The organism is Stappia sediminis (assembly GCF_009826895.1).
Taxonomy (GTDB): domain Bacteria; phylum Pseudomonadota; class Alphaproteobacteria; order Rhizobiales; family Stappiaceae; genus Hongsoonwoonella; species Hongsoonwoonella sediminis.
In genome coordinates this window covers 19,343-42,976 of record NZ_WUMV01000005.1, presented here as the reverse complement: position 1 = coordinate 42,976, position 23,634 = coordinate 19,343, and the positions used below count along the sequence as shown (strand labels likewise).

At 61.0% G+C, this 23,634-nt stretch carries 18 protein-coding genes; 11 read left to right on the top strand and 7 right to left on the bottom strand.

The window, feature by feature from the left end; genetic code table 11:
- Positions 1 to 79: 79 nt before the first annotated feature.
- Positions 80 to 901 (bottom strand): alpha/beta hydrolase, encoded by an 822-nt coding sequence (locus tag GR183_RS12260; RefSeq protein WP_160775937.1) that lies wholly within the window; start codon positions 899 to 901, stop codon positions 80 to 82.
- Positions 902 to 1,072: 171 nt separating this feature from the next.
- On the opposite strand from GR183_RS12260, the gene GR183_RS12255 reads away from it, so the two are divergent.
- The 6 genes from GR183_RS12255 to GR183_RS12230 all read left to right on the top strand — a co-directional run bounded on the left by GR183_RS12255 (position 1,073) and on the right by GR183_RS12230 (position 10,323).
- Complete coding sequence (locus GR183_RS12255) at positions 1,073 to 2,977, top strand: adenylate/guanylate cyclase domain-containing protein (RefSeq protein ID WP_160775936.1); 1,905 nt, start codon at positions 1,073 to 1,075, stop codon at positions 2,975 to 2,977.
- 394 nt (positions 2,978 to 3,371) lie between these two features.
- Positions 3,372 to 5,267 (top strand): ABC transporter ATP-binding protein, encoded by a 1,896-nt coding sequence (locus GR183_RS12250; RefSeq protein ID WP_160775935.1) that lies wholly within the window; start codon positions 3,372 to 3,374, stop codon positions 5,265 to 5,267.
- A complete protein-coding gene (locus GR183_RS12245; protein ID WP_160775934.1) occupies positions 5,264 to 7,162 on the top strand; it encodes an ABC transporter substrate-binding protein in 1,899 nt (632 codons plus the stop codon). Before GR183_RS12250 ends, GR183_RS12245 begins: the two co-directional genes overlap by 4 nt.
- 325 nt (positions 7,163 to 7,487) lie before the next feature.
- Entirely contained in the window at positions 7,488 to 8,513 is a 1,026-nt protein-coding gene (locus GR183_RS12240; protein ID WP_160775933.1) for an ABC transporter permease, read from the top strand.
- Positions 8,510 to 9,703 (top strand): ABC transporter permease, encoded by a 1,194-nt coding sequence (locus GR183_RS12235; protein ID WP_160775932.1) that lies wholly within the window; start codon positions 8,510 to 8,512, stop codon positions 9,701 to 9,703. The genes GR183_RS12240 and GR183_RS12235 overlap by 4 nt, the downstream gene beginning before the upstream one ends.
- Positions 9,704 to 9,732: 29 nt before the next feature.
- Positions 9,733 to 10,323, top strand: coding sequence for a class I SAM-dependent methyltransferase (locus GR183_RS12230; RefSeq protein ID WP_160775931.1), 591 nt, complete (start codon positions 9,733 to 9,735; stop codon positions 10,321 to 10,323).
- 66 nt (positions 10,324 to 10,389) lie between these two features.
- Here the strand turns inward: GR183_RS12230 and GR183_RS12225 are convergent, their stop codons facing one another.
- The 6 genes from GR183_RS12225 to GR183_RS12200 form a co-directional block, all read right to left on the bottom strand.
- The gene (locus GR183_RS12225; protein WP_160775930.1) at positions 10,390 to 10,779 is read right to left on the bottom strand and encodes a YkvA family protein; all 390 of its coding nucleotides are present in this window, start codon (positions 10,777 to 10,779) and stop codon (positions 10,390 to 10,392) included.
- Between the two features lie 90 nt (positions 10,780 to 10,869).
- A complete protein-coding gene (locus GR183_RS12220) occupies positions 10,870 to 11,655 on the bottom strand; it encodes a polysaccharide deacetylase family protein (RefSeq protein WP_160775929.1) in 786 nt (261 codons plus the stop codon).
- Positions 11,652 to 12,806, bottom strand: a complete 1,155-nt coding sequence (locus GR183_RS12215; RefSeq protein ID WP_160775928.1) for a glycosyltransferase family protein — start codon at positions 12,804 to 12,806, stop codon at positions 11,652 to 11,654. The genes GR183_RS12220 and GR183_RS12215 overlap by 4 nt, the downstream gene beginning before the upstream one ends.
- Entirely contained in the window at positions 12,803 to 13,924 is a 1,122-nt protein-coding gene (locus tag GR183_RS12210) for a glycosyltransferase family 4 protein (RefSeq protein WP_160775946.1), read from the bottom strand. The genes GR183_RS12215 and GR183_RS12210 overlap by 4 nt, the downstream gene beginning before the upstream one ends.
- A 5-nt stretch (positions 13,925 to 13,929) precedes the next feature.
- Positions 13,930 to 15,153, bottom strand: coding sequence for a glycosyltransferase family 4 protein (locus GR183_RS12205; RefSeq protein WP_160775927.1), 1,224 nt, complete (start codon positions 15,151 to 15,153; stop codon positions 13,930 to 13,932).
- Between the two features lie 94 nt (positions 15,154 to 15,247).
- Positions 15,248 to 16,414: a glycosyltransferase family protein gene (locus GR183_RS12200; protein ID WP_376765766.1), complete on the bottom strand. Its 1,167-nt coding sequence runs from the start codon at positions 16,412 to 16,414 to the stop codon at positions 15,248 to 15,250.
- A gap of 380 nt (positions 16,415 to 16,794) precedes the next feature.
- Here GR183_RS12200 and GR183_RS12195 point away from each other — a divergent pair, with 380 nt between their 5' ends.
- The 5 genes from GR183_RS12195 (at position 16,795) to GR183_RS12175 (ending at position 23,469) form a co-directional block, all read left to right on the top strand.
- Positions 16,795 to 19,401: an ATP-binding cassette domain-containing protein gene (locus GR183_RS12195; protein ID WP_160775925.1), complete on the top strand. Its 2,607-nt coding sequence runs from the start codon at positions 16,795 to 16,797 to the stop codon at positions 19,399 to 19,401.
- Between the two features lie 69 nt (positions 19,402 to 19,470).
- Positions 19,471 to 19,929 carry a cyclic nucleotide-binding domain-containing protein gene (locus tag GR183_RS12190; RefSeq protein WP_160775924.1) on the top strand — a complete coding sequence of 153 codons (459 nt, stop codon included), beginning with the start codon at positions 19,471 to 19,473 and terminating at the stop codon, positions 19,927 to 19,929.
- Between the two features lie 40 nt (positions 19,930 to 19,969).
- Positions 19,970 to 20,794, top strand: coding sequence for an MBL fold metallo-hydrolase (locus GR183_RS12185; RefSeq protein ID WP_312846825.1), 825 nt, complete (start codon positions 19,970 to 19,972; stop codon positions 20,792 to 20,794).
- 280 nt (positions 20,795 to 21,074) lie between these two features.
- Positions 21,075 to 22,484 (top strand): adenylate/guanylate cyclase domain-containing protein, encoded by a 1,410-nt coding sequence (locus tag GR183_RS12180; RefSeq protein WP_208999841.1) that lies wholly within the window; start codon positions 21,075 to 21,077, stop codon positions 22,482 to 22,484.
- Positions 22,485 to 22,701: 217 nt separating this feature from the next.
- The gene (locus tag GR183_RS12175; protein WP_160775923.1) at positions 22,702 to 23,469 is read left to right on the top strand and encodes a 3-hydroxyacyl-CoA dehydrogenase; all 768 of its coding nucleotides are present in this window, start codon (positions 22,702 to 22,704) and stop codon (positions 23,467 to 23,469) included.
- Positions 23,470 to 23,634: the final 165 nt, after the last annotated feature.

The window sequence follows — 23,634 nt, the reverse complement described above, 5'->3', positions numbered from 1 at the left end:
CGGGCGTCACGGGACAGATGACATTGATCCGTCTCATCCGCATAGCCAATTCAGCGTGAAAATTTGCGTATCCGCGGTCCTACGCGAGTGCGGCCAGCGATTTTGTAAGATCGCTGTCAGGCGAGGTGAGCGGGCCGATCACCGTGAAATGGTTGTCGTCGCTTCGAATATCGAGATGCGTCGTTACCCCGCCGCGGCCCCAGATGTCCGCGATCACGCGGGACTGTCGAAGATATTCCGACGACTCCGCCCCTCCGACGGCGGCGATCAATTCCGTGCCGCGCGGCGCGGACATCGCGATCGGCGAAAGTGCGATTGCCTCGGCCCGGTCCATTCCGAGTTTTTCGTTGACGGTCGTCTCGATGAGCGGCTGAAGATCGAACAGGCCGGACAAGGCAAGGCCCGCAGGCACCAGAAGCGGCGGCAGGCCGCGCTTCGTCCAGTCCGTTGCAAGCAGGGCTGCGGTCAGATGCCCTCCCGCCGAATGGCCGTATGCGAGTACCGGCTTTCTGTAACGCTCCCACAGGACGCCGACCAGGCTGCGCATTTCCTCCACGATGTCGCCGACCCTTACAGCCGGGCAAAGATCGTAGTTGGCGACCGCCACAGGAAGCCCGCGCGCGATCGGGCCGGCGGCCATATGCGAAAAGTATTTGCTGTCGAACGCCTGCCAGTAGCCGCCATGAATGAATAGGGCGACGGCGCGAGCGCCTTCCAATCCGCCTTCGGGTGTGAAGAAGTCGAATGTCGCGCGTGGCGACAACTCGTAGGAAATGTCGAGTTGGCCGTTGGCGGCATCGCGAAAGGCGGCGGCATCGCGCTGCCATCCGGCAATGATCTCGGGGTGCTCCGGCACCCGGGCCCGGTTGTTGTATTCGCTCTCGTAGTCGAGACCGCTCATATCGCCCTCTCATCGAATGTCTTACACCCTCTTAATGCCGATGGCGCCGCGGAAACAACCCGCGCTGCGCGGCCTGTTGTGAAAATAGGCCTGTCGCTCGGATTTGCCGGTGATGCTCGCGTTACGTCACAATTCGCATATATTGCGGCGGACGAAGAGGTGTTCGCGCGAATGAAAAGCAGGCGACGTCAGGCCGTAAGCGCCTTGAAGGACAAAAAGACAGGCCGGATGTCACTGGCCACCATCGTCGCGTCCGCATTTGGCGGGCTCGTCGCGGTGTCGATGCTGCTCGTACTTTATCTCGCTGTCATGGCGAACCGCGAAAACACGTTTTCACTTCTCAACGACAAGACCGTTTTGATCGTCCGCGCTCTCAAGGAAAGGGTGGAAAGCCACCTCGAACCGGTCGGGAAGTCGGTGGCGGCGCTGAAGCGCATGTTCGAGGATGGCGATATTTCCGGGGCGGATTTCAATCTCATGCGTCTTGCGCTTTCCGGCGCCATCCTGTCGAACCCCTCGATCGATGTCATCGTCTTTACCGACACGGAGCAGAATGAGTCGGGCATCTATCAGGATGAAAACGGCAAGCTATGGCCGTTTCGGCGCAATCCCACGCCCGAGATCGCCCAGCGCTACGTTCTGCCCAAGCTGGAGCCCGACGCCCCGCCCACCTGGGGGCCGCTCATCGAGTCTCAAGGGCGCGTCTACGCAAACGTTACCGTGCCCTTGGTGCGAGGGGGGAAGCTGGCGGGATATCTGACGGCTGCCGTCTCCACCGACGAGATCGGCAAGGCCGTGCAGGAACTCGATGAAGGCAGCGATGCCACGGTCTTCATCATTACGGATGAAGACACCGTCATCTCGCATTCCGATACGGATGACCTGCAGGCGGGCCGGAAGAAGGAAATCGTTCTGCCGACCACGATCGCCGATCTTGCCGATCCGGTATTGTTGCGGCTTTCCTCGACGCCGGTGATGGGGGACTTCAAGGCGGCGGAGGACGCGGGCGTCGATGTGCGCCGGATCGGAGACGGCCCCGAACATTCGAACTACATCGCCATGACGGCGACGATTTCGGGCTACAGCACCGAGCCCTGGCTGGTGGGAGAATATGTCAGGTCGACCAGCATTTCTCGCGAGGTGCATCGCCTGAGGGGATCGGCGATAATCGGGCTTGGCGCCGTTCTCCTTGCCTTTCTCGTCGCCGTGTGGCTGGCCCGCCGCTCCGCGCGGCCGCTTCGGGAAATTGCCGCGCGCGCCGAATATGTCGGAAAGCTCGATTTCGAGCAGGTCAACCCGCTGCCGCGCAGCCGCATACGCGAACTCGACCAGGTTTCACTTGCGTTCAACGCCATGGTGTCAGGCCTTCGGGCCATGAACACCTACGTGCCGCGCACGCTCTTCAACAAGCTCATGCGGCTTGGCTTCGATGGCGCCTCGAAGGCTCGCGAGGCGGAGCTGACATTCGTCTTTACGGACATCAGCGGCTTCACATCCCTTTCGGAAAAAATGTCGGCGGTGGAAACGGCGGACGTGCTGAATGCGCATTTCCGCCTTCTTGTGGAAGCCGCGGAAGAAGAAGGCGGTACGGTCGACAAGTTCATTGGCGATGGCATGCTCGCGTTCTGGGGCGCACCCGATGCACGGCCGGACCATGCCCAGGCCGCGCTGCGCGCCTGCCTGAAAATGGCGCACGCCCAGCACAAGGCGAATGAGGAAGCGATGCGGCTTGGCAAACCGGTGCTGAGGCTGCGTATCGGCGTTCACACCGGCACGGCGGTTGTAGGCAACGTCGGCGCGCACGACCGCTGGAACTACACAGTGGTCGGGGATGCGGTGAACACCTGCGAGCGGCTGCAGGCGCTCGGGCGCACGGTGGTGACGGAAGACGATACCGTTATCCTTGCCAGCGCAGACACGCTCGCTCGCATTCCGGGAATTACGGGCGTGGAGCCGGTCGGCGAACAGCATCTGCGTGGGCGCGAGGCGAATATCGAGGTCTGGCGCGTTCACTCGAACGCCTCCTGGCCGGCTGAAGGCCGCATATTCGCGCAAGGACAGCGCGGCGTAGCCTGACGGTTCCCACCTGCGCGCCGGGCGGTTTGCGCGGATGTCCGCCAACGGCGTCGCGGCGTTCAAAAATAACGTATCGTTACGAGGTCATTATCACTTTGTGATTTGACGTTTTGGCGGATAGTCTGAGGCGCGATCCGCAACGTGGACGGGGAACCCGCGGGACGGATTTGCTTCTTCGGGCTGGTCACCAGGGTCCGAAGTTCGTCTCTATTTGCAGCATGCTTCGAACGAACTTCGAATTCAAACAGGGTGGCGGCCTGGTTCGTGTTTCTAGTGTGGTTTTCGAGTTTGAAATACGCTTAGCAGACGGCTGCAAAGACAATGTGTATTTCAAATTCACCACCCTGGGTGCTTTCCCGTCGCGGCATGCGCCGCCGGGAGGAGGGCGGAGCAAGTGAATGTGCTGACGATCGACGGTCTGACCGTCGATTTCCAAACCGGGGAAGGCACGACGCGCGCGGTTGACAACGTGTCGTTTGCCGTGCCGCAGAACCGGACGGTCGCGCTGGTCGGAGAATCCGGGTCCGGCAAGACCGTGATTTCGCAGGCGATCATGGGGCTTCTGCCGAAGTCCGCCCGCATCGTCTCGGGAAAACTCGTCCTCCACGACCCCGATTCGCGTATAGAGCCGGTCGACATCGCACAGTTGGATCCCGCGGGCCCGCAGATGCGTGCAATTCGGGGAGATCGTGTCGCGATCATCTTCCAGGAGCCGATGACGTCGTTGTCGCCGCTTCACACGATTGGCGACCAGATCGGCGAGGCTGCCGAACTCCACCGCAACGTCGATGCGACGCAGGCGCGCGAGCTTACGCAGGAAATGCTGCGCCTCGTGCGTTTTCCAGATCCCAAACGCGCGCTCGATGCCTATCCGTTCGAGCTGTCGGGCGGCCTGCGCCAGCGCGCGATGATCGCCATGGCGATGATTTGCCGTCCCGCGCTTCTGATCGCGGACGAACCGACGACCGCGCTCGACGTTACGATCCAGGCTGAAATCCTCAAGCTCATAAAGGACGTGCAGCAGGAGTTGCATATGTCCGTCCTCGTCATCACGCATGATTTCGGCGTGGTGGCCAACATGGCCGACGAAGTGGTGGTTATCTACCATGGCCGGATCATGGAAAGAGGCGATGCGCGGTCGCTTTTCAAGACGCCGGGTCATTCGTATCTCAAGGCGTTGCTGCACGCCGTGCCGCGTTTCGACATGAAACCGGGGGAGCGTCTGGTGCCGATCCGCCCGATCGAGATGGAGGCGGGCGATCTGCTGACGGGCGGCGGGCGCAAGACCATCGCTGCAGGCAAGCCGCTCGTTCAGCTTCAGCACGTCTCCAAGAGCTTCCTGACCCGCAAGGGCAGCCTGTTTTCGTCCAAGGCACGGGAGTTTCTCGCGCTCGACGACATCAACCTCACGATCAATCGCGGGGAGTGCGTGGGCCTTGTCGGGGAATCGGGATCCGGCAAGACGACAACCGCCAAGGCGATCCTGCGCGCGCTGCCGATCGACGCAGGGCGAATTCTCTACGATCGCGGCGACGGTCCCGCCGATGTCGCCGAATTCGATCGCGAGAAGCTTCTGGACTATCGCCAGCGCGTGCAGCTCATCTTCCAGGATCCGTTTTCCTCGCTCAACCCCCGCATGACGGTGAACGACATCCTGTCCGAACCATTGCTCATCCACAAAATCGGCACGGCGGAAGAGCGGGCGGAACGCGTTCGCGAGCTGATGCGGCTCGTCGGTCTCGACCCGCGTTATCTGCGCCGCTATCCGCATTCTTTCTCCGGCGGGCAGCGCCAGCGTATCGGCATCGCCCGCGCGCTCGCGCTCAATCCGGAATTCATCCTTTGCGACGAGCCCACGTCGGCGCTCGATGTCTCGGTGCAGGCGCAGATCCTGAATCTTCTCAAGGATCTGAAGTCCGAATTCGGCCTGACCTATCTCTTCGTCAGCCACAATCTCGCGGTGGTCGACTATATCGCGGACCGGATCGCGGTGATGTGCCGCGGGCGCATAGTCGAAGTCGGTCCGACCCGGGAGGTCGTGGACAATCCGCTGCATCCCTACACCAAGGCGCTCTTGACGGCTGTGCCGGAACCCGACCTGGACGCTCGGCTCGATTTCGCGGAGCTTGATGCGAACAAGGCGTCGGAGCCTGCCCTGTGGCCGGAGCCCTATACATTGCGCGACGATGATGTGCCGCTGCTCGTCGAGGAAGAGCCCGGCCATTTCGTCTGCGCGCCTGCCTTTGCGAAAGAAACACACAAAACTGCATTGGAGGAGGCGGTTCTATGATCCGCGTCATCGGTCACTTTGCAGCCGGCGCCTTGCTGGCGGCGGCAATCGCGTTCCCGGCGGGAGCGCTGGAATTCAAGGAAACGCCTTCGCTTTCGGGGAGGGTGGGCAAGGACCTGCCGCCTGTCGGCGAGCGCGTGCCGCAGGAGCCTCTGGTGGTCGAACTGGAGGAGCGGGGAAGGAAGATAGGCAAGCCTGGCGGCGCCATCGACACGCTGATCGGCAGGGCCAAGGATGTTCGCCTCATCAACGTGTGGGGCTATGCGCGGCTTGTGGGATATACCGAGCAGCTGGAACTCAAGCCCGACATCCTTCGCGATGTGGAGGTGGAGGACGACAAGGTCTATACGCTGCACCTGAGGAAGGGCCACAAATGGTCGGACGGACATCCCTTCACGTCCGAGGATATCCGTTTCTGGTACGAGGATATCGCGACCAATCCGGACCTTCAGCCGTCCGGCCTGCCGCGTTTCATGCTTTCGGGAAATGAACCGCCGACGTTCGAGGTCGTCGACGAGACCACGGTGCGCTTTTCATGGGACGAGCCCAATCCGCTCTTCCTTCCAGAACTGGCCAAGTCGCGCCCGCCGTTCATCTACAGGCCGGCGCATTATCTGAAGCAGTTTCATGCCAAATACGCAGACCCCGCGAAGCTGAAAGCCATGGCAGAGGCGGAAAAGGTTCGCGGATGGGCGCCTCTCTTCAACAAGAAGGACGAGATGTACGACGCGATGAATGCGGATTTGCCGAGCCTGCAGCCGTGGGTACGAAAAAGCGGCGGCGAGGAAGGACGGCGGTTCGTGCTCGTCAGGAACCCCTATTACCACCGCGTCGATACGGCCGGACAGCAACTCCCCTATGTGGATGAAGTGATCATGACCGTTGCCGACGGCAAGATCATTCCCGCCAAGACGCAGGCGGGGGAGGTTCAGCTTCAGGCCAGGAATATCGGCTTTTCGGACATTACCGTGCTCAAGCAGGGCGAGGCCCAGTCGGGCTACAAGACCTATCTCTGGCCGATTTCAAAAGGCTCGGAGATATCGCTCCTGCCAAATCTCACGGTGAAGGACCCGGTGTGGCGGGATTTGAACCGCGATACGCGCTTCCGTCATGCGTTGTCCCTGGGCATCGATCGAGACCTAATAAACAAGGTGCTTTATTTCGGCTTCGGCAGGCCCGGCAATGACATCGTGCTGCCGCTAAGTCCGCTGTACGAGGATCATTACCGTACCGACTGGGCCGAATACGACCCGGAAAAGGCGAATGCCCTGCTGGATGAAATCGGCCTGACGAAGCGGCGCGGCGACGGTATCCGCCTGCTTCCCGACGGCCGTCCGCTCGAAATCATCGTCGAGACGGCGGGCGAGGACCAGACGCAGCTCGATGCGCTCGAACTCATCGCCGAGACGTGGAAGGGCATAGGCGTGAAGCTTTTTGCCAAGCCCAGCCAGCGCGACACGATCCGCGACCGGGCGATGTCGGGCGATCTCGTCATGTCCGTCTGGTCGGGGTTCGAGAACGGCATTCCGACGCCGGACATGCCGCCGGAGGATTATGCGCCGACGCAGGGGGTTTTCCTGTCCTGGGCGCTGTGGGGCGACTACTACGAGACGGATGGCAAGACGGGTGAAGAACCCGATTGGGCGCCGGCCGAACGCCTGATCGAGCTTTACAATTCCTGGCTCGTTTCCTCCTCTCGGGAAGCGCGTGAAAAGATCTGGAAGGAAATGCTTGATATTCACGCCAACGAGACGATCCATATCGGTCTCGTTTCGGAAGTGCGCCAGCCCGTCGTGGTCAAGGGGTTGGAGAATGTCCCAAAGGAAGGTATCTACGGCTGGGATCCGGGGGCGCACTTCGGAATACATCGCATGGACGAATTTTTCTTCCAGTAAAGCGTGAAACGCCCGCCTGGCGGGTGGCTTGCGCGACGATCCTAGGTCGTGGTGATGATTTTACGCTTTGCAGCGCCGTGGAGAAAATGCGTCAGATTTAGGAGTGAGGAGGAAGGACATGCCGGGCATATTCGACGACGAGCGACGACAAGATGGCGCATTTTCTCCACGGCCCAAGCGGGTTGGGCCAAAATCGCTCCTGAATGCGGCGCAAATGCTCGAAAGTAAACGACACTTCCTTGCGCTTTGCTTCTGTTCAGGAACGATTTTGGCCTCCAACGCTGCTAAACGTTAAATCCTCACCACGACCTAGGGACGTCTGGGTATGCTTTATTACATCGCGCGGCGGATCTTCACGATGATCCCGACGCTACTTGTGATCAGCTTCCTGACGTTCTTCATCATCGAGCTTCCCGCCGGCGACTACATCTCCAACCAGATCGCCGCGCTCAGGGCGACGGGGGAGAGCGCATCGATCGCCAAGCTTGAGTTCCTGCGCCAGGAATTCGCGCTCGATAAACCTTTTCTGGAGCGATATCTGATCTGGGTCGGGCTGTGGCCGGGCCCGCACGGTTTCGACGGCCTTATACAGGGCAACTGGGGCTGGTCGTTCGAGTTCGACCGCCCGGTGTCGCAGGTCGTCGGGCCGACGCTGCCGCTCACGATCATTCTCAATACCGCAACGATACTGTTCGTTTACGTTGTCTCATTCCCGATCGGCATTTATTCCGCGACGAGGCAATATTCCTGGGGCGACTACGGCTTCACGTTCCTGGGTTACATCGGGCTTGCCACGCCGAATTTTCTGCTCGGCCTTATAATGCTTTATTTCGCCAACCGCTGGTTCGGCCTGTCGGTCGGCGGGCTGATGGATCCGAAATATATCGGAGAGCCCTGGAGCGTCGATAAAGCGCTATCCGTGCTTGCGCATCTCATCGTGCCGACCATCGTCATCGGTACGTCGGGTACGGCGGCGATGATTCGCAGGTTGCGCGCAAACCTTCTCGACGAACTTCACAAGCAATATGTGACGACCGCGCGCGCGAAAGGCATGCGCGAAACGCATCTTCTGGTCAAATATCCGCTGCGGATGGCGCTCAATCCGTTTATCGCCGACATCGGCAACCTCATCCCCTCGCTCGTCTCGGGCTCAGTCATTGTTTCCGTTGTGCTCAACCTTCCGACGGTCGGGCCGATCCTGCTGAATGCCTTGCAGTCGCAGGACCAGTTCCTCTCCGGTTTCATCCTGCTATTCGTGGCGATCCTGACACTTCTGGGCATGCTCGTGTCCGATTTGCTTCTCGCCGTTCTCGACCCGCGCATTCGCCTCGGCGGAAGGGTCTCGTCATGAGCAGTGCGCGCGAGAAAGACGCCGCGACGGACATTGCCGATCCGGACTCCGGCCATTACGTCAATCCGGAGCCGTTCAACCCCGCGTCGGTGGAAATGCTGACACCGGAGCAGGAGCGCTACTATCAGGCGTCTCAATGGCAGATCATGTGGTGGAAATTCCGCCGCCACAAGATTGCGTTGTGGTCGGGCGTCATTCTGATCCTGTTCTATCTCAACGTCCCGTTTGCCGAGATTATCGCCCCCTATACGGCGAACGAGCGCTCCAACGACCACCTCTTCGCACCGCCCCAAAAGGTGCACTTTTTTCACGAAGGAGAATTCGTAGGCCCCTTCGTCTACGGCATGACATCGGAAATCGATATCGAGACGGTCAAATGGGTCTTCACCGAAGATCGTACCCAGGTCTATCCGATCCGCTTTTTCTGCCGGGGATCGGAGTATGATTTCTGGGGGCTCGTGCCGTGGAATTTCCATGTGATATGTCCAGCGAAAGGAGGCACGCTCTATCTCCTCGGCACGGACAGGTTGGGCCGGGACGTCTATTCCGGCCTGATTTACGGCGCGCGCCTGTCGTTGACCGTCGGCATCATCGGCGTGACGATATCCATCGTGCTTGGCATGTTTTTCGGCGGAATCGCAGGATATTTCGGCGGGCTCATAGATAGTGTCGTCCAGCGGATGATCGAGATTCTGCGCTCCCTGCCGGAGTTGCCGCTCTGGATGGCGCTATCCGCAGCCCTTCCCGTGACATGGTCGCCGGTTTGGATATACCTCGGGATTACGGTCATTCTCGGCCTGCTCGACTGGCCGGGGCTTGCGCGTGCGGTGCGCTCGAAGCTGCTGGCATTGCGCGAAGAGGAATATGCGCGAGCGGCCGTGTTGATGGGGGCAAAGCCGGGCCGCGTTATCCGCAAGCACCTTCTTCCCGGTTTCACAAGCCACATCATCGCCTCCGCCACACTTTCCATCCCGGCGATGATCCTGGGCGAAACGGCGCTTTCCTTCCTCAATCTCGGCCTGCGGCGGCCTGCGGTATCCTGGGGCGTGATGCTGAACGAGGCGCAGGACATCTCAGTCATCGTGGTCTATCCGTGGCTGATGGCGCCCGTCGTGCCGATCATTATCGTCGTTCTCGCCTTCAACTTCCTGGGTGACGGTTTGCGGGATGCCGCCGATCCCTACAAATGATCGCGCAAAAACGAATGCTGGAGCATTGAATGTCGAAAAACGCGAGCACGGCTGAAGGCTGGGACGAGGAGTATCGCGGCGGGCGCTGGGCTTTCCTGCGGGATCTTCCCGAAAGCGGGCGCTACGGCATTATCGGCATGTGGCTTTCGCTCAACCACTGCATGGACAATGTCCTGGATATCGGCTGCGGCGAAGGCCTTTTGTACGAACGCCTGCAGCCCATGGGCATCAAGCGTTATGTCGGCGTCGATCTTGCTCCGGCTGCATTTGAATTCGCCGACGTCGATCCGGCGGTCGCAAGCCTCAGGGCAGGGGACATGCATACCTTTACACCGCAAGAGGGAGAAACGTTTTCGGCGATCGTCTTCAATGAAGTGCTGCATTTCGCCGAAGACCCGACAGCCGTCATCGCGCGTTACGTTCCCTTCCTTGATGAAAACGGCGTCATGGCGATTTCCATGTATTCGCCGAAACGCCTGGATTCAGGCGCAAATCGGCTGATTGCGCGGATATGGGAAGCGACCGACAGGCCGGATTGGGAGGTTCTGGACGATTATCGCCTGACGTCGGACAGAAAAAGCGTCACCTGGCGGTTGAGGCTTGTGAAGCCGGTGCGCTGAAGGGCTTGCGCCGGGCCGGTGCGGACTTCGAGAGATACGGGCATTTGTGGCCCCGTTCGGCAAGCCTCAATCCAACGTCGCAGTCCATGCGGCAGCCCCCAAGACCTGGGCGAGCACCAACCAGGACAAAACAACAAGTACGGCGCCAGCGCGGCTGATCGGCCGTTCCGTGATCGCCGCCGAGCGGATGCGCAGTTCATGGATCACATCACAGGGTATCATCCTGACGACTAGCACCACGCCGAGCGGTACAATCAGCAAATCATCGAGATATCCGACGACGGGGATGAAGTCGGGTATCAGGTCGATGGGCGAGAGGGCATAGGCGGCAATCAGCGCGGCCGCTGCCTTTACGGACCAGTGCACGCGCCCGTGCCCGGCGGCGAGCCAAAGGACGATAACGTCGCGTTTGATGCCCTTCGCCCATGATTTCAATCGATCGAGCCGTCTCGACATTGGCTGACTGCCCTTTACGGCCATGATCCGATTTCGTGAGGAAAGCAGAAATAATATAATGATGTTGCGTATTTAATTCCAAATATGAATTCAGTACGGCAATGTCTTCCCAATCGGCGGCACCAGTTCCCGGACGGGCGGAATTTCCGCTCCTGGATGTCCTTGGATAATCGAGAAAAGTTCCATAAGAAATTCAAAACAGGCTTCGTCGTGGTCCAGATGGTGGGTCAGCAGGCCGACAGGTTCCGACGGCTCGTTTCGGCGGCGGGTGAGTTGCAAATCGTAGCGTAGTGCGGCGCAATGGTAGCCGATGAAGCTTCGTCCCTTCTTCCACTTGATGATGTCTACATGAGATTGAAGCTGGTGGCGCGAATAGGGGTGCATCCAGGTGAAGGTGGAAAGCCCCGATAGCCCCGCTTCGGGCAAGCGGCGCACGATCGCCGGCGCGATCCGGTTCCACGGCGGCACGAGAGTGGGGAGGAATTTGTCGCCGAAAAGCCGCCCGAGGATATCGTGCCCCTGCCTCAGTTCGGCGATGGCTTCATCCGGGTTACGCCGTGTGCCAAGCTCCGCCGCTTTCTCGCCCCTGTCCTTGCGTTGATGGTTCTGATGTTGAAAGCCATGCTGGAAGACGACCGCCTGCGGTTCTCTTTTAAGCTTATCGGCAAGTTCGGGCGTCGCGGCGGATGGGATCACGGCGAGCGCGACCTGCGCGTCGAATTTTCTTGCGATCTCGAGCAGACGTTCGAGCTCCGGCGTCGGTGCGGCGGCATCGTCGTCACGCCACCAGAAGCGCGCCTTCAGGCCGCGTTCGGCAAACCAGTCGAGGTGCGCCTGAAGCGTATCGCGGAAGAAGCGGAGTTCGGCCCTGCTCACGAAAAGCGCTCCTTCAGGTCGGAAAGAAGGATTTCGGCGCTAGCTTGCGCACCGCCAAGGCGCACCTGAAAGGGATTGCGCGGAAGCGCCAGAGCGTCGTCGAGCGCTGCCGCCAGCCCTTCCGGCGTCAGGGTCTTTTCCGGTATCACGACGGCGCAGCCTTTCGCCGCGAGAGCTTCGGCGCGTTGCTGCTGTTCCGTTTCCCTGATCTGGGCGAAGGGCACGAATACGGCCGGGATGCCGGCGTTCAGAATATCGAGCACGGTGTTATAGCCGGCCTGGCTGACCGAAGCCCGCGCCCGCTTCAAAAGCGAAGGGAAGTCGCGCCGAACGCGTTCGACGGCCACGTGAGCAGGGGCACGGCGCAGCAGCGTTTCCATAACGTCATCGGCTATGTCGTGGCCTGCGAGGATGCGCCATGTCGTATCCTCCGCGCGCCGGGAAAGGCTCGCCGCGTCGACCGCCGCCTCCAGAAGATGCTGGCCGACCGCGCCGCCTCCGCAGGAGACGATCACCTCGTCCTCGCCCAATCCTTCGGGCGCTTCCGGTGCATTCGCGCCACCCACGTAGCCCGTGTAACGCACGAGATGGTCGACGTCCTTCGCGAAGGGGAAACTTGCCTCAAGCTTCACGAACTCCGGGTCGGAGTGAACGAGGATCCGGTCGTAGGAGGCGAGTGCGCGTTTCGCCATCCATTCTTCCTTATGGATCTCCTGCTTGCGCACGAGAATGTCTCGGATCGATGTCGCGACGAAAGCCGGGCGCGGCAGCGATTTGGCAGCTTCCACCAGCGTGTCGAGTTCGAAGGCGAAGGGCCGCCGTCCGAAGGGGTAGGTTTCGGTCAGCAGAAGATCGAAATCCTCGCTCATGAATGCGTCGAGCGTGGCCTGACGCCGGGCAGCCCTCCAGTCGTCATCGATTTCTCGCCCGTCCGGCGTGACGAAGCGGTTGAAACGCGCATCGACGGTTCGCACCGGCGGAAGGTCCACGATGCGCAGGCCCGCGGTTTCGACCGTTTGCGGAATGCGGTTGCCGGTCGCCAGCGTCACTTCGACCCCACGGGCGGCAAGCGCACGCCCGATCGCCGAGGCGCGCACCACATGGCCGGTGCCAAGCAGGTGCTGGACATGGATGAAGGCCTTGAGACTCATGGCAAGCCGTTATCCCGCATGGCAAAGTTCCGCGAGGCTCGCTCGAGGATCGAATTCAAATGCGCCGTCCCAGCAGCAAGGTCGTGATCGGCCGCGACATGTCTGGATGCCGCCTCGGAGAGGCTTTCCCGCAATCCCGGTTCGCACAAGATTCGCCTCAGGTTTTGGGCGAGCGCTTTTGCGTCGCCTTCCGCAGACAGAAGCCCGGTGACGCCATCCTTGACGATGTCGGGCACGCCGAATGTCGCACCACCAGCAACCGCAAGGCCGCTCGCCTGGGCCTCCAGAAAGACGAAGCCGAAAGCTTCGCGAATGGCGGGCCAGACGAGCACGTCATGTGCCGCGTAGATGGCCGGCATGTCGCCGGCTTCGACGGCGCCGCGGTGGGACGTTCGATCCGCAGGGAACCAACTTAGGATCCGCTCCCTTGCCGGTCCGCCGCCGACGAGGGTGATCGTCCAGTCGAGGTCGGAGATATTTCCAAGAGCTTCGGCGAGGATGCGGTAGGAGCTTTCCTTGTCGCCCTCGCGCATCATGCCGACGGCAAGAAGGCGCGGCGTTGCGCCATCCGGCAAGGGTGCCCGCTCGGCCGCCCTGAAGGGAGCCGCGTCGAGGAACGGCGGCAGGATCGACAGCCGTTTCCCGTCCACAACGGCGCTCAGGCATTCAGCGTCCGCCCGGTGGAGAGCGGCCACCGCATCGGCGCGGTCCAAAGCCTTGTCGGCGGCGGCGAACCCGTAGGACCATTCTCCCGCCCGGCGTTTCGGCGCCCGGCTTGCTTCGACGACCGCGTAGGGAATGGAAAACCGGTCGGCAAGGTGAAGGCCGATCCAGTCCGGCGCCTTGTGATAAAGGTGATAGGTCAGAAAAATGTCCGGAACGGCGTTTTCCGCTACCCAATGGTCCGCAATCCGGTTGGCCTCAGCCAATGCTTCGCGCTCGACCGCTTTTTGATTTTCGATTCCGCCTTCGCGCCGCCAGGCGCGAAAATTAGTGGCGATTTCAATGTCGTGGCCTCCCGCCCGCAACGCCTTCACGATAAGGCGCGCCATTGTGCGCTCACCGGAGGGCACGGGGTCGTCGACGGATTTCATGGGCGTGGCGAGCGCGACTTTCATGGCGCTCACGGGAGATTGCGGAAGCGCTCGGCCAGAAAGTCGAGCCCGGGATCTGTCGCGAAGGCTTGCCGGACGTGTTCGCTCGCCGCCAGTCCGAGGCGCTTGCGGGTGTCCGGCGAACGGATGAGACGGTCCAGCGCCTGACCCAGCGCCTTCCTGTCGGCAGGCGGCACCAGCCAGCCGGTCTCTTCGTGGGTGATCAGTTCGGGGATTGCCGAAACATCGCTTGCAAGGCAGCAAAGCCCCAGCGCCTGCGCCTCCATCAATACGTTCGGCAGGCCGTCACGATCGCCCGATTTCGCGATTTTCGACGGCAGGACGAAAAGGTCGGCCGCTTCGGCGGCATTGATCACTTCCTCACGCGGCTGCGGCCCGCGCCATGTGATCCTGCCGTTGAGGCCAAGCGCATCTGCGCGCGATTTCAGCTTGTCGGCCAATTGTCCGCCGCCGATATGCTCGAAATGCCAGCGCAGATCGCCGGGCAGTTTCGCAAGGGCGGCGAGAAGATCGTCATAACCCTTTTTCTCCACAGCGCGACCGACGGAAAGAATGCGCACCTCGCCGCCCGTGCCGCCGTCGGCCGCGCGGGCCGCGCCGTTCGACTTCGCAAAGGGCGAGAAGTCGAGCCCGTGATAGACGAGCGACACCTTTCCGGGGTCAGCGGAAAGGGCGTTCAGGTAATCCGCGTTGGCGCGGGTGCAGGTCACGCCCCAGGCGGCATCGTCGATCTTCGTCCTGAGGTCCCATTCGGGTGTCGTCCAGATGTCCTTGGCGTGCGCGGAAAACGACCATTTGCGGCCAGAAAGATGCGCCGCATACCGCGCCACGGAACAGGGCGTGTGCAGGTAGTGGGTGTGGATCCACGAAACGTCTTCGGGCAGTTCGCGGGCCAGCACGCAGGCCTGTCCCCAGCGCCGGTGCCGTCCGGCGCTGTTGTCATGTTCAAGGTCGTCCTCGAACAGCGCGCGTGCCGCCTCGTAGGTCGGCTGGTCTTGCGCCCACTTGCGCGCCTCGGCAACCCGGGCCGGATCATCCTTCAGATATTCCGGCAGGTAGAGCACATCGGCTTTGATCCTGCGGTGCGTCTCGTGGATGTAAGGATCGTAAGGACGGCGCAGCGCGACGATCAACTGGCGGATGCCGCGCATTTCCAGCCCGAGAATTTCCTGCGCGATAAAGGTTTCTGAAAGGCGCGGATAGCCTTTGACGATGATGGCAATGCGGGACATGCGGCCTCGAACGCGAATACTGACAAGATCGAATAGCGCGCCGGCGCCGATGAGTTCAAGCGCCTTGCCGGTTTCGGCGTTTTGGCGTGGCGCTCTAGGAACCGGCGGCCAGCCGCCTTTCCCGGGTTGTTTCCTCCACCCGCGATCCGAGAATTCGTTCGACCTTGCAGCCGATATCGGTCAAGCCGCCAAGCAGGTTTTCGACCCCGGCATCGGAGGGCGGCGCGGAGCGGGGAAGCTCCACCAGCGCATTCAGCATCAGCTCGACATTCGGGTAATGGTCGATCGGCAACACCTTCAAAAGGCCGGTTTCCTCGGCGCGTATGGCGCGGATCGATTGTTCCCGGCGCGGGATGACGCGCGGGACGAGCAGCGTCGGCTTGTCGAACGACAGGATCTCGCAAAACGTGTTGTATCCGCCCATGCCGACGATCGCGATGGCGCCGTCCAGATAGGGTTCGATCGTCGGGATGAAGCGCACGACATGCACATCGCGAAGGTGCTCCGCGCGCGCCTGAAAGGATTCCACGGCGGAGGCGGACATGAAGGGACCGAGGACGATCAGCGCCGGAAACAGCGGCTGGGAGCGCGATTCGTAGGCGCGCATCACCCAATCGACGAGTTCCACGCCATCTCCGCCGCCGCCGGGGGTCACGAGGATATAGGGCTCGTCGTCGAAGGGCAGCGGTTCGGTGATCTTCGCGCCCATCGGCAATTCGCGGCGCAGGTATCCCGTGTAACTCGCCTTGTCGTGAACCTCGTCCGGCAGTCCGAGCCCCTCAAGCGGATTATGGAGGCCGGGAGGGCCGTAGATCCAGAGTTCGTCGTAAAGGTTCTTCAGCGCGGGATCGACATTCTTTCGCGTCCACTCCTCGCGCAGCACCGCCGGATCGTCCATGACATCGCGCAGGCCGAGCACGAGGCGCGTATTGCCTTTGGCTTTCAGCATCTCAAGGGTGGGAAGAATTTCGCCGCGCAGGCCGAGAGGCTCCTTGTCGACGATGAAGATATCCGGATCGAACACCTTGGCCGTGTGCTCGATGATGGAAGAGCGGATGGCCAGCGTATGGTCGATGTTGAGAGACAGGGACAGCGGCGTGTACTCGCCGTTCCTGAGCTTGATGACGCCGGGAATGCGGACGAAATCCACACGCGAGCGGAATTCGAAGCTGCCGATGATCGGGGATCCCGAAAGGATCAGCACCGACATGCCGGGAAAACGCTCGACAAGCGAATGGGCGATCGTGCGGCAGCGGCGCAGGTGGCCGAGACCAAACGAATCGTGGCTGTAAATCAGGACTTTAGGCGACGCTTCCGGCATTCAGCCCCGTTCTCATCTCGAGGAGATGAACCGGTCGGCCCCCGCCGGATCATCGAAACGCAACGTTATCTGTAGCCAGCCGGGCTCCGCCTTGCAAGGTCGGCCAATTTCGTAGTCATTACAGACAAGCCGCCCGGCAACCCGGCCGCTGCGATATATTGCGACCGGCAGGGCTGATGGCGGCCATCGCCGGGCGCCGAATACCGCGCTGGAGCAGCGGTTTGGAAAGCCATTTCAATAGATTGCTGGCATCGCGCAATTTCATCGTTAATATGGTCGGCGAACGCGCGCAGGAAAAACCCTTTATCGCCCGACAGACGATGGAAAAAAGCCTTTTCAAGTTCATCTGGCGATACAGCGCGCCTCAGCAGATGGTGATTCTCTTCATCACCGTCCTGTCCTATCCTGTCAGTTATATCCTTCTGGAGCTGCCCAAGCAGATTACCAACGACGCGATTCAGGGGTCGGATTTTCCGCGTGAATTCCTCGGCTTCGAATTCGACCAGATCGCCTATCTGGTGCTCTTGTGTATCGCGTTCCTTGGCCTCGTTGTCGTTTCCAACGGGCTGAAACTCGTTCTCAATATCTACAAAGGCAGGCTTGGCGAACGCATGCTGCGCCGCCTGCGGTTCGAGCTTTTCCAGCGGGTGCTGCGCTTCCGCCTGCCGCATTTCAAGAAGGTGAGCTCTGGCGAGATCATTCCCATGATCACGTCGGAGGTGGAGGACGTCGGCGGCTTCATCGGCGAAGCGATCGCGCTTCCCGCCTATCAGGGCGGCATGCTGGTCGTTCAGATCGGCTTCATCTTCATGCAGAACCCGCTTCTGGGCATAGCCGCGGTCTCGTCCTATCCCTTGCAGGCCTACATCATCCCGAAACTGCAGCGCAGGGTCGTGCTTCTGTCGCGCGAGCGGGTGAAGAACATCCGCGCGGTCGCGGACAAGGTGGGCGAAAGCATTACCGGCATTCCCGAAATCCACGCCAACGATGCCTCCGCCTGGCATTCGGCGGACCTTTCGGACCGGCTCTACACGAATTACCAGATCCGCTTCCAGATCTTCAACTGGAAGTATTTCATTAAGTTTCTCAATAATTTCCTCAATCAGCTGACGCCGTTCTTCTTCTATCTGATCGGCGGCTACCTGGTGATCGAGGGCGAGCTTTCCATCGGTGCGCTGCTGGCCGTCATCGCCGCCTACAAGGATCTCGCCGGGCCGTGGAAGGAACTGCTGGCCTATTACCAGATGGTGGCCGACGTCGACGTTAAGTACCAGACCGTCGTCGAAAATTTCGACCCGCCGGACATCTATCCGGTTTCCCGTATCACGTCGGACGAGATCGAGCCGCTGAATGGCGATATCGTGTTCAAGGACGTTTCCTTCTCGGGTGGCGCTGCGGGGCAGGAACTCTTCGACGTCTCGCTGAAGGTTTCGGAGGGTGCGGCCTGGGCGGTTGTCGGTCAGGACGGATCGGGCCGCTCGGAGCTTCTGCAGCTTGCCGCGGGCCTTCTCGGCCCGAACTCGGGCCGTGTGGAGATCGGCGAGCAGAACCTCGACAAGCTTCCCGAATCGGTGCTCGGCCGGGAGATCGCTTACGTGGGCGCGTCGGTGCACGTGTGGACCGGCACCGTTCGGGACAATCTCTATTATGGCCTGCGCCATCGTCCGATCCGTTCGCCGGAGCGCGTGGGCGAGGCGAAATCGGAATATGCCAAACGGCTTATGGAAGCGCGCGAAACGGCCAACCCGGAATACGATCTCGAAGCAGTGTGGGAAGACCTGGAAGCTGCCGGTGTTGCGGATCAGGAGGAACTTGACGGCAGGGCGCTGAACGTCATTCAGCTGATCGGGCTTTCCAACGACGTCTACCGGATGGGCCTGCAATCACGCCTCGATCCCAAGCGCGATGCGGACCTTGCCGAACGCATACTGGCGGTCAGGCATGCGCTTGCAGACAGGGTCGCGCAGGACAGCCAGGTGCATGGCCTCGTCGAGCTTTGGAATGTCGACCGCTTCAACCACAGTGCAACGCTGGTGGAAAACATCCTTTTCGCCGCGCCGGCCGATCCGACCAGGAGCTTCGACGATCTCGCCGGCGACAGGCAGGTCGTGGAATTTCTGGAGGAGACGAACCTCAAGCCTCAACTCGTCTCGATAGGGCTTCGCATCGCCGAAACGATGGTGGAACTCTTCTCGAACGTCAGCGGCGATTCCGGCCTGCTCGGGAATTATTCGTTCATCACGCTCGACGAACTGCCGGAGTTCGAGCGGATCGTGCGGGCCGGGCGCTCGGAAAACGAAAAGCTCGGTCTCAAGGATGCCGATCGGGAGCGGCTGATCGGGCTCGCCTTCAAGCTGATCCCCGCAAGGCATCGCCTCGGCGTCCTGAGCAAGGACATGGAGGAAAAGATCGTCAAGGCGCGCCACGTCTTCCGCGAACGCATCGAGAAGAACGGCAAGGGTTTCGTCACGTTCGACCCGAACCGGTACGTGCCGCCGATGACGATCGAGGGCAATCTCCTGTTCGGCCGGCCGCGCGTCGACAGGCGCGATGCGCGTGAGCGCATAGATCGGCTGATCCGTTCGCTGGTGGAGGAAATGGACCTGCGCCTGCCGATTACCCGCGCAGGGCTGGATTTCCATGTCGGCGTGTCGGGCTCGCGCCTTTCGGCCGGTCAGCGCCGGCGGGTCGCGCTTGCGCGTGCGCTGTTGAAGAACGCGTCCTACTTCGTCCTGGACGAAACCCTGACCGGCCTCAGCGACGAGGACAGGGAAGCGCGCAAGATCATCCGCGAGCAATTGCGGGGCCGTACGCTCTTGTTCGGAACCTCGAATATGGCCGTGGCGGAGGAATTTCCGCATAGTGTTGTTCTAACCCAGGGGAGGATTGTCGAAGCCAGGGAGGAGGAGCTTGCGGCGGCAAACTGACGCCGTGTGATAGACTTGAAAGGATGGCCTGCGGGAAGACTGGCCACAGGGAACGGAAAAGGAGGAAAAGTGACGCTGGAAACGGAAGTCGAAGCCCTGCGGCGCGTGCCGCTGTTCAGAGGTATCGACGAAACAAAACTGCGCCTGCTGGCCTTTATCAGCCAACGCGCGCGATATGCCGACGGCGAGCACCTTTGCAATCAGGGCGAGGAGGGCGACTGCGCCTTCATCATTCTGGATGGCGAGGCGGATGTGCGCGTCAATACGCCCGAGGGCGAGAAAGTCGTTGCGAAAGTCGGTCAATACGCGATCGTCGGCGAGATCGCCATTTTGTGCGACGTGCCGCGAACGGCGACACTGGTCGCCAACGGCGATATGGAGGTCTTAACGGTCTCGAAAGATGATTTCCTCAACTTGCTGAAAGAATTTCCGGAAGTTTCGCTTGAGGTGATGCGTACGCTGGCACAGCGTCTTGAAAGGACAACGCAGGACCTCGCGGCACTGAAGGCGGGCAATTCCGCGGCTTGAGCAGCGAAATTCCACGCAAGAAGATTGGAAGGCTAAGCTGGTGGCGCAGGATTTTTCGCTAAAGCTGTGGGGTGTGCGAGGCTCGACGCCGACGCCTGGCGCATCCACGCTGCGGTATGGCGGCGAGACGTCCTGTATGGAGCTTTGCGCCGGCGGCTCGCTCGTCCTGATCGATTGCGGGTCGGGGGCGCGAAACTTCGGCCGGGACCTGCATGCGTTTCCTCCGCGCCCATTCGACCTGCTTTTCACGCACACGCATCTCGATCACATCTGCGGGCTGCCGTTTTTCACACCCGCTTACGACGGGCGCTTTGAAATTTCCGCCTGGGCGGGCCATTTCGCCTCGGAAGGCGGCCTGGCGGACATCATCTGCCGCATCATGTCGCCACCGATCTTTCCCGTCGCCGCGAAATCGCTCAAGGCCGTCACCTTCAGGAATTTCAAGGCGGGCGCGGATATCCCGCGCGATGACGACCTGGTAATCCGCACGGTAAAGCTGAACCATCCGGGTGGAGCTTGCGGCTATCGGTTTGAATTAAAAGGGAAATCCATCTGTATCATCACCGATCACGAACATGGTGACAAGAAGATCGACGAAGGCGTGCGCCGCTTCGTGGAAGGCGCGGACGTGATGATCTACGACGCCATGTATACGGACGAGGAATACAAGCAGTTCGTCGGCTGGGGCCATTCGACCTGGCAAAAGGCGGTGGAACTCGCGCTCGATGCCAACGTCAAGACGCCGGTGCTTTTTCACCATGACCCGCGCCGCGACGACGACGCGCTCGATGAGATCGGCGAAGCGGCAAGGGCACGCCATCCCGGCACGCTGGTCGCGAGCGAGGGGATGGTTCTCTCTCCCTGAGCCGGTGGTATCCCCGGATCCGGTCACGATCGGTCAACAAGGCGTGACGCTGCGGCTTTGTATACTTGCGGCTTACCGTAAACGGCCCATCTTGCAGAAGGCTCGATAAATGGTCCCGCCGTTTCGGGCGGGCGTATGATCGTCGCTCCAAAGCGCTTTCCGGTCGGGTGGAAACACCCGATCGATAAGAAATCGCTTCAGATTCAAAAGCTTGAGCATATTCTTGCCGTTCAGTTTGGTTCAATCTGAACGGAATATGCTCCAGGAGGCTTGCGCACATATGGCCGAAATTGACGGCGGCATGAAATCGATCGTGAAAGCGGATGCGAGGTCTTCAGAGAGCGCGTCCCGCAGGACCTTGCGCTACATCCTGAGGGGAGGACCGACGGACGACGGCATTCCCTCGCGCGTGCGCGCGGAAATCGCGCTGCGCGAGGCCGCTGCGGAACGCCTGATCGGTTGGGTGCAGCTTGGCATCGTCGTGTTTTTCGCAACGCTTTACTCGATCGCGCCGAAAGCCGAGGGCGGTTCCGGCTTCAATTTCGTGCCGATCGCGCTTGCCGCATACTTCCTGTTTACGGTGCTGCGCCTTGGGCTTTCCTACAGGATGGTGCTGCCTGAGTGGTATCTCGTTACCTCGATCGTCGTCGATATCGCGCTCTTGTGCGGGCTCATCTTCTCGTTTCACATTCAGTATGCGCAGCATCCGGCGTTCTACCTCAAGGCGCCGACGCTGATGTATGTCTTCATCTTCATTTCGCTCAGGGCGCTGCGTTTCGACCCGAGGTTCGTCCTGACGACCGGGGCGATTGCGATCATCGGCTGGCTCATGCTGGTGGGATATGCGGTGGTCGGCGAAATGGGCGGCATGCACATCACCCGCAACTATGTCGAATACCTTACGTCGAATGCGATACTGATCGGCGCGGAACTGGACAAGACGATCATCATCCTAGGTGTTACGGCGATCCTGTCTTTCGCGCTCTATCGCGGGCGGCAGATGCTGTTCGATTCCATCCGCGATCATGCGGCGGCGGAGGATCTGCGGCGGTTTTTCGCTCCCGAGGTCGCCCGCTCGATTACCGATTCAGACAAGATGCCGAAAGCCGGCGAAGGCAAAATACGCAATGCCGCGATCCTGATCGTGGATGTGCGCTCCTTCACCTCCACGGCCGAAACCCTGCCGCCGCAGGTGGTTATGGAAACGCTTGCCAAATACCAGGAGGCCGTGCTGCCGGTGATCCAGGGCCACAACGGGCGTATCGACAAATTCCTGGGCGATGGCATCCTGGCGACCTTCGGGGCGGTGCAAAGAAGCGAGCGTTACGCAGCGGATGCTCTGAGGGCTGCGCGAGAGGCGGTTGCAGCCGTCGACGCGTTGAACGAGGAGTTCAAGGCGCTCGGCTGGCCGGGCGAACTGAAGGTGGGTGCGGCGGTCGCTTCCGGGTCGGTCACGGTCGGCGTAGTCGGTGCGAAAGACAGGCTGGAATTCACGGTCATCGGCAATCCCGTCAATCTGGCATCCAAGCTTGAAGACGCGAACAAGGCGCAGAACACGCGCGTTTTGACGGACGCGGAAACCTATCGCGTGGCCTGCGAGCAGGGTTTCGACGCGAAAGACCTTTCGACAAGGCGAAACGAGAGCGTGGCGGGATTGAATCACACCCTGGATCTTGTCGCGATCGCGTGACGGAAAACGCTTTGGCCGCACAATAGCCGTCACCTGTCCGTTCGGCGGGCTTGTGAGCCGCCGCGCCCGGGATTAGCTTCGGCGCAAGCTTTCAAATCAGAGCGCGTCCTGTTCGAACAGGATCGCGCGACGCGCTCTGTCCCTTTTTAGTCAGCATGTCCTTATCCCAAAACCGGTATCCACTTTTGGGGGACATGCTCCAGCGGAGGAAATTTCCATGAAGCTTGGGGCGGATATCGCCGCCGTCGTCACGGGCGGCTCGTCGGGGCTTGGCGAGGCGACGGCCCGCCGGCTCGCGGGCGAAGGCGTGAATGTCACGATTTTCGACATGAACGTGGAAAAGGGCGAGGCGGTTGCCAGGGATATCGGCGGGCTCTTCGTCGCGGTGGACGTGACCAGCGAGGACAGCGTGGTCTCCGGCTTCAAGGCGGCGCGCGACCGCTTCGGCCCCGAACGGATTCTGGTCAATTGCGCAGGCATCGCACCGGTCGCCAAGACCACATCGCGCGGCGAGCCGCACCCGATGGACATGTTCGAGAAGGTGATCGCCGTCAATCTGGTTGGTTCCTTCCGCTGCATTGCCCATTCGTCGACATCGATGGCGACGCTCGATCCGCTCACCGACGATGGCGAGCGCGGCGTGATCGTCTCGACCGCGTCCGTCGCGGCCTTCGACGGGCAGATAGGCCAGGTCGCTTACGCTGCGTCCAAGGGCGGTGTCGCGGCGATGACGCTGCCGGTGGCGCGCGATCTTTCGAGATCCGGCATTCGTGTCATGACGATCGCGCCGGGCACTTTCGAAACGCCGATGCTGATGGCGCTTTCGCAGGAGGTCAGGGATTCGCTCGGCCAGCAGGTGCCGTTCCCCTCCCGCCTCGGGCGGCCGGAGGAATATGCGCAGCTCGTCCAGTCGATCTGCGAGAATCCGATGCTGAACGGAGAGACGATCCGCCTCGACGGCGCGATCCGCATGGCGCCGCGATAATCGCGAAACGCAGGATTCGCAATCCCGAAGCCTCGCCATCTTGAGCGAATTCTTGTCACGAAAGCCATCCCGCTTTCGTGGAAAGCGCTTCGGCGGGGCTTTTTGCGTCGAGGAGAATTCCAGGCAGGCGAAAAGGATCGCTTTTCATGGCGATCTGCGTGACTT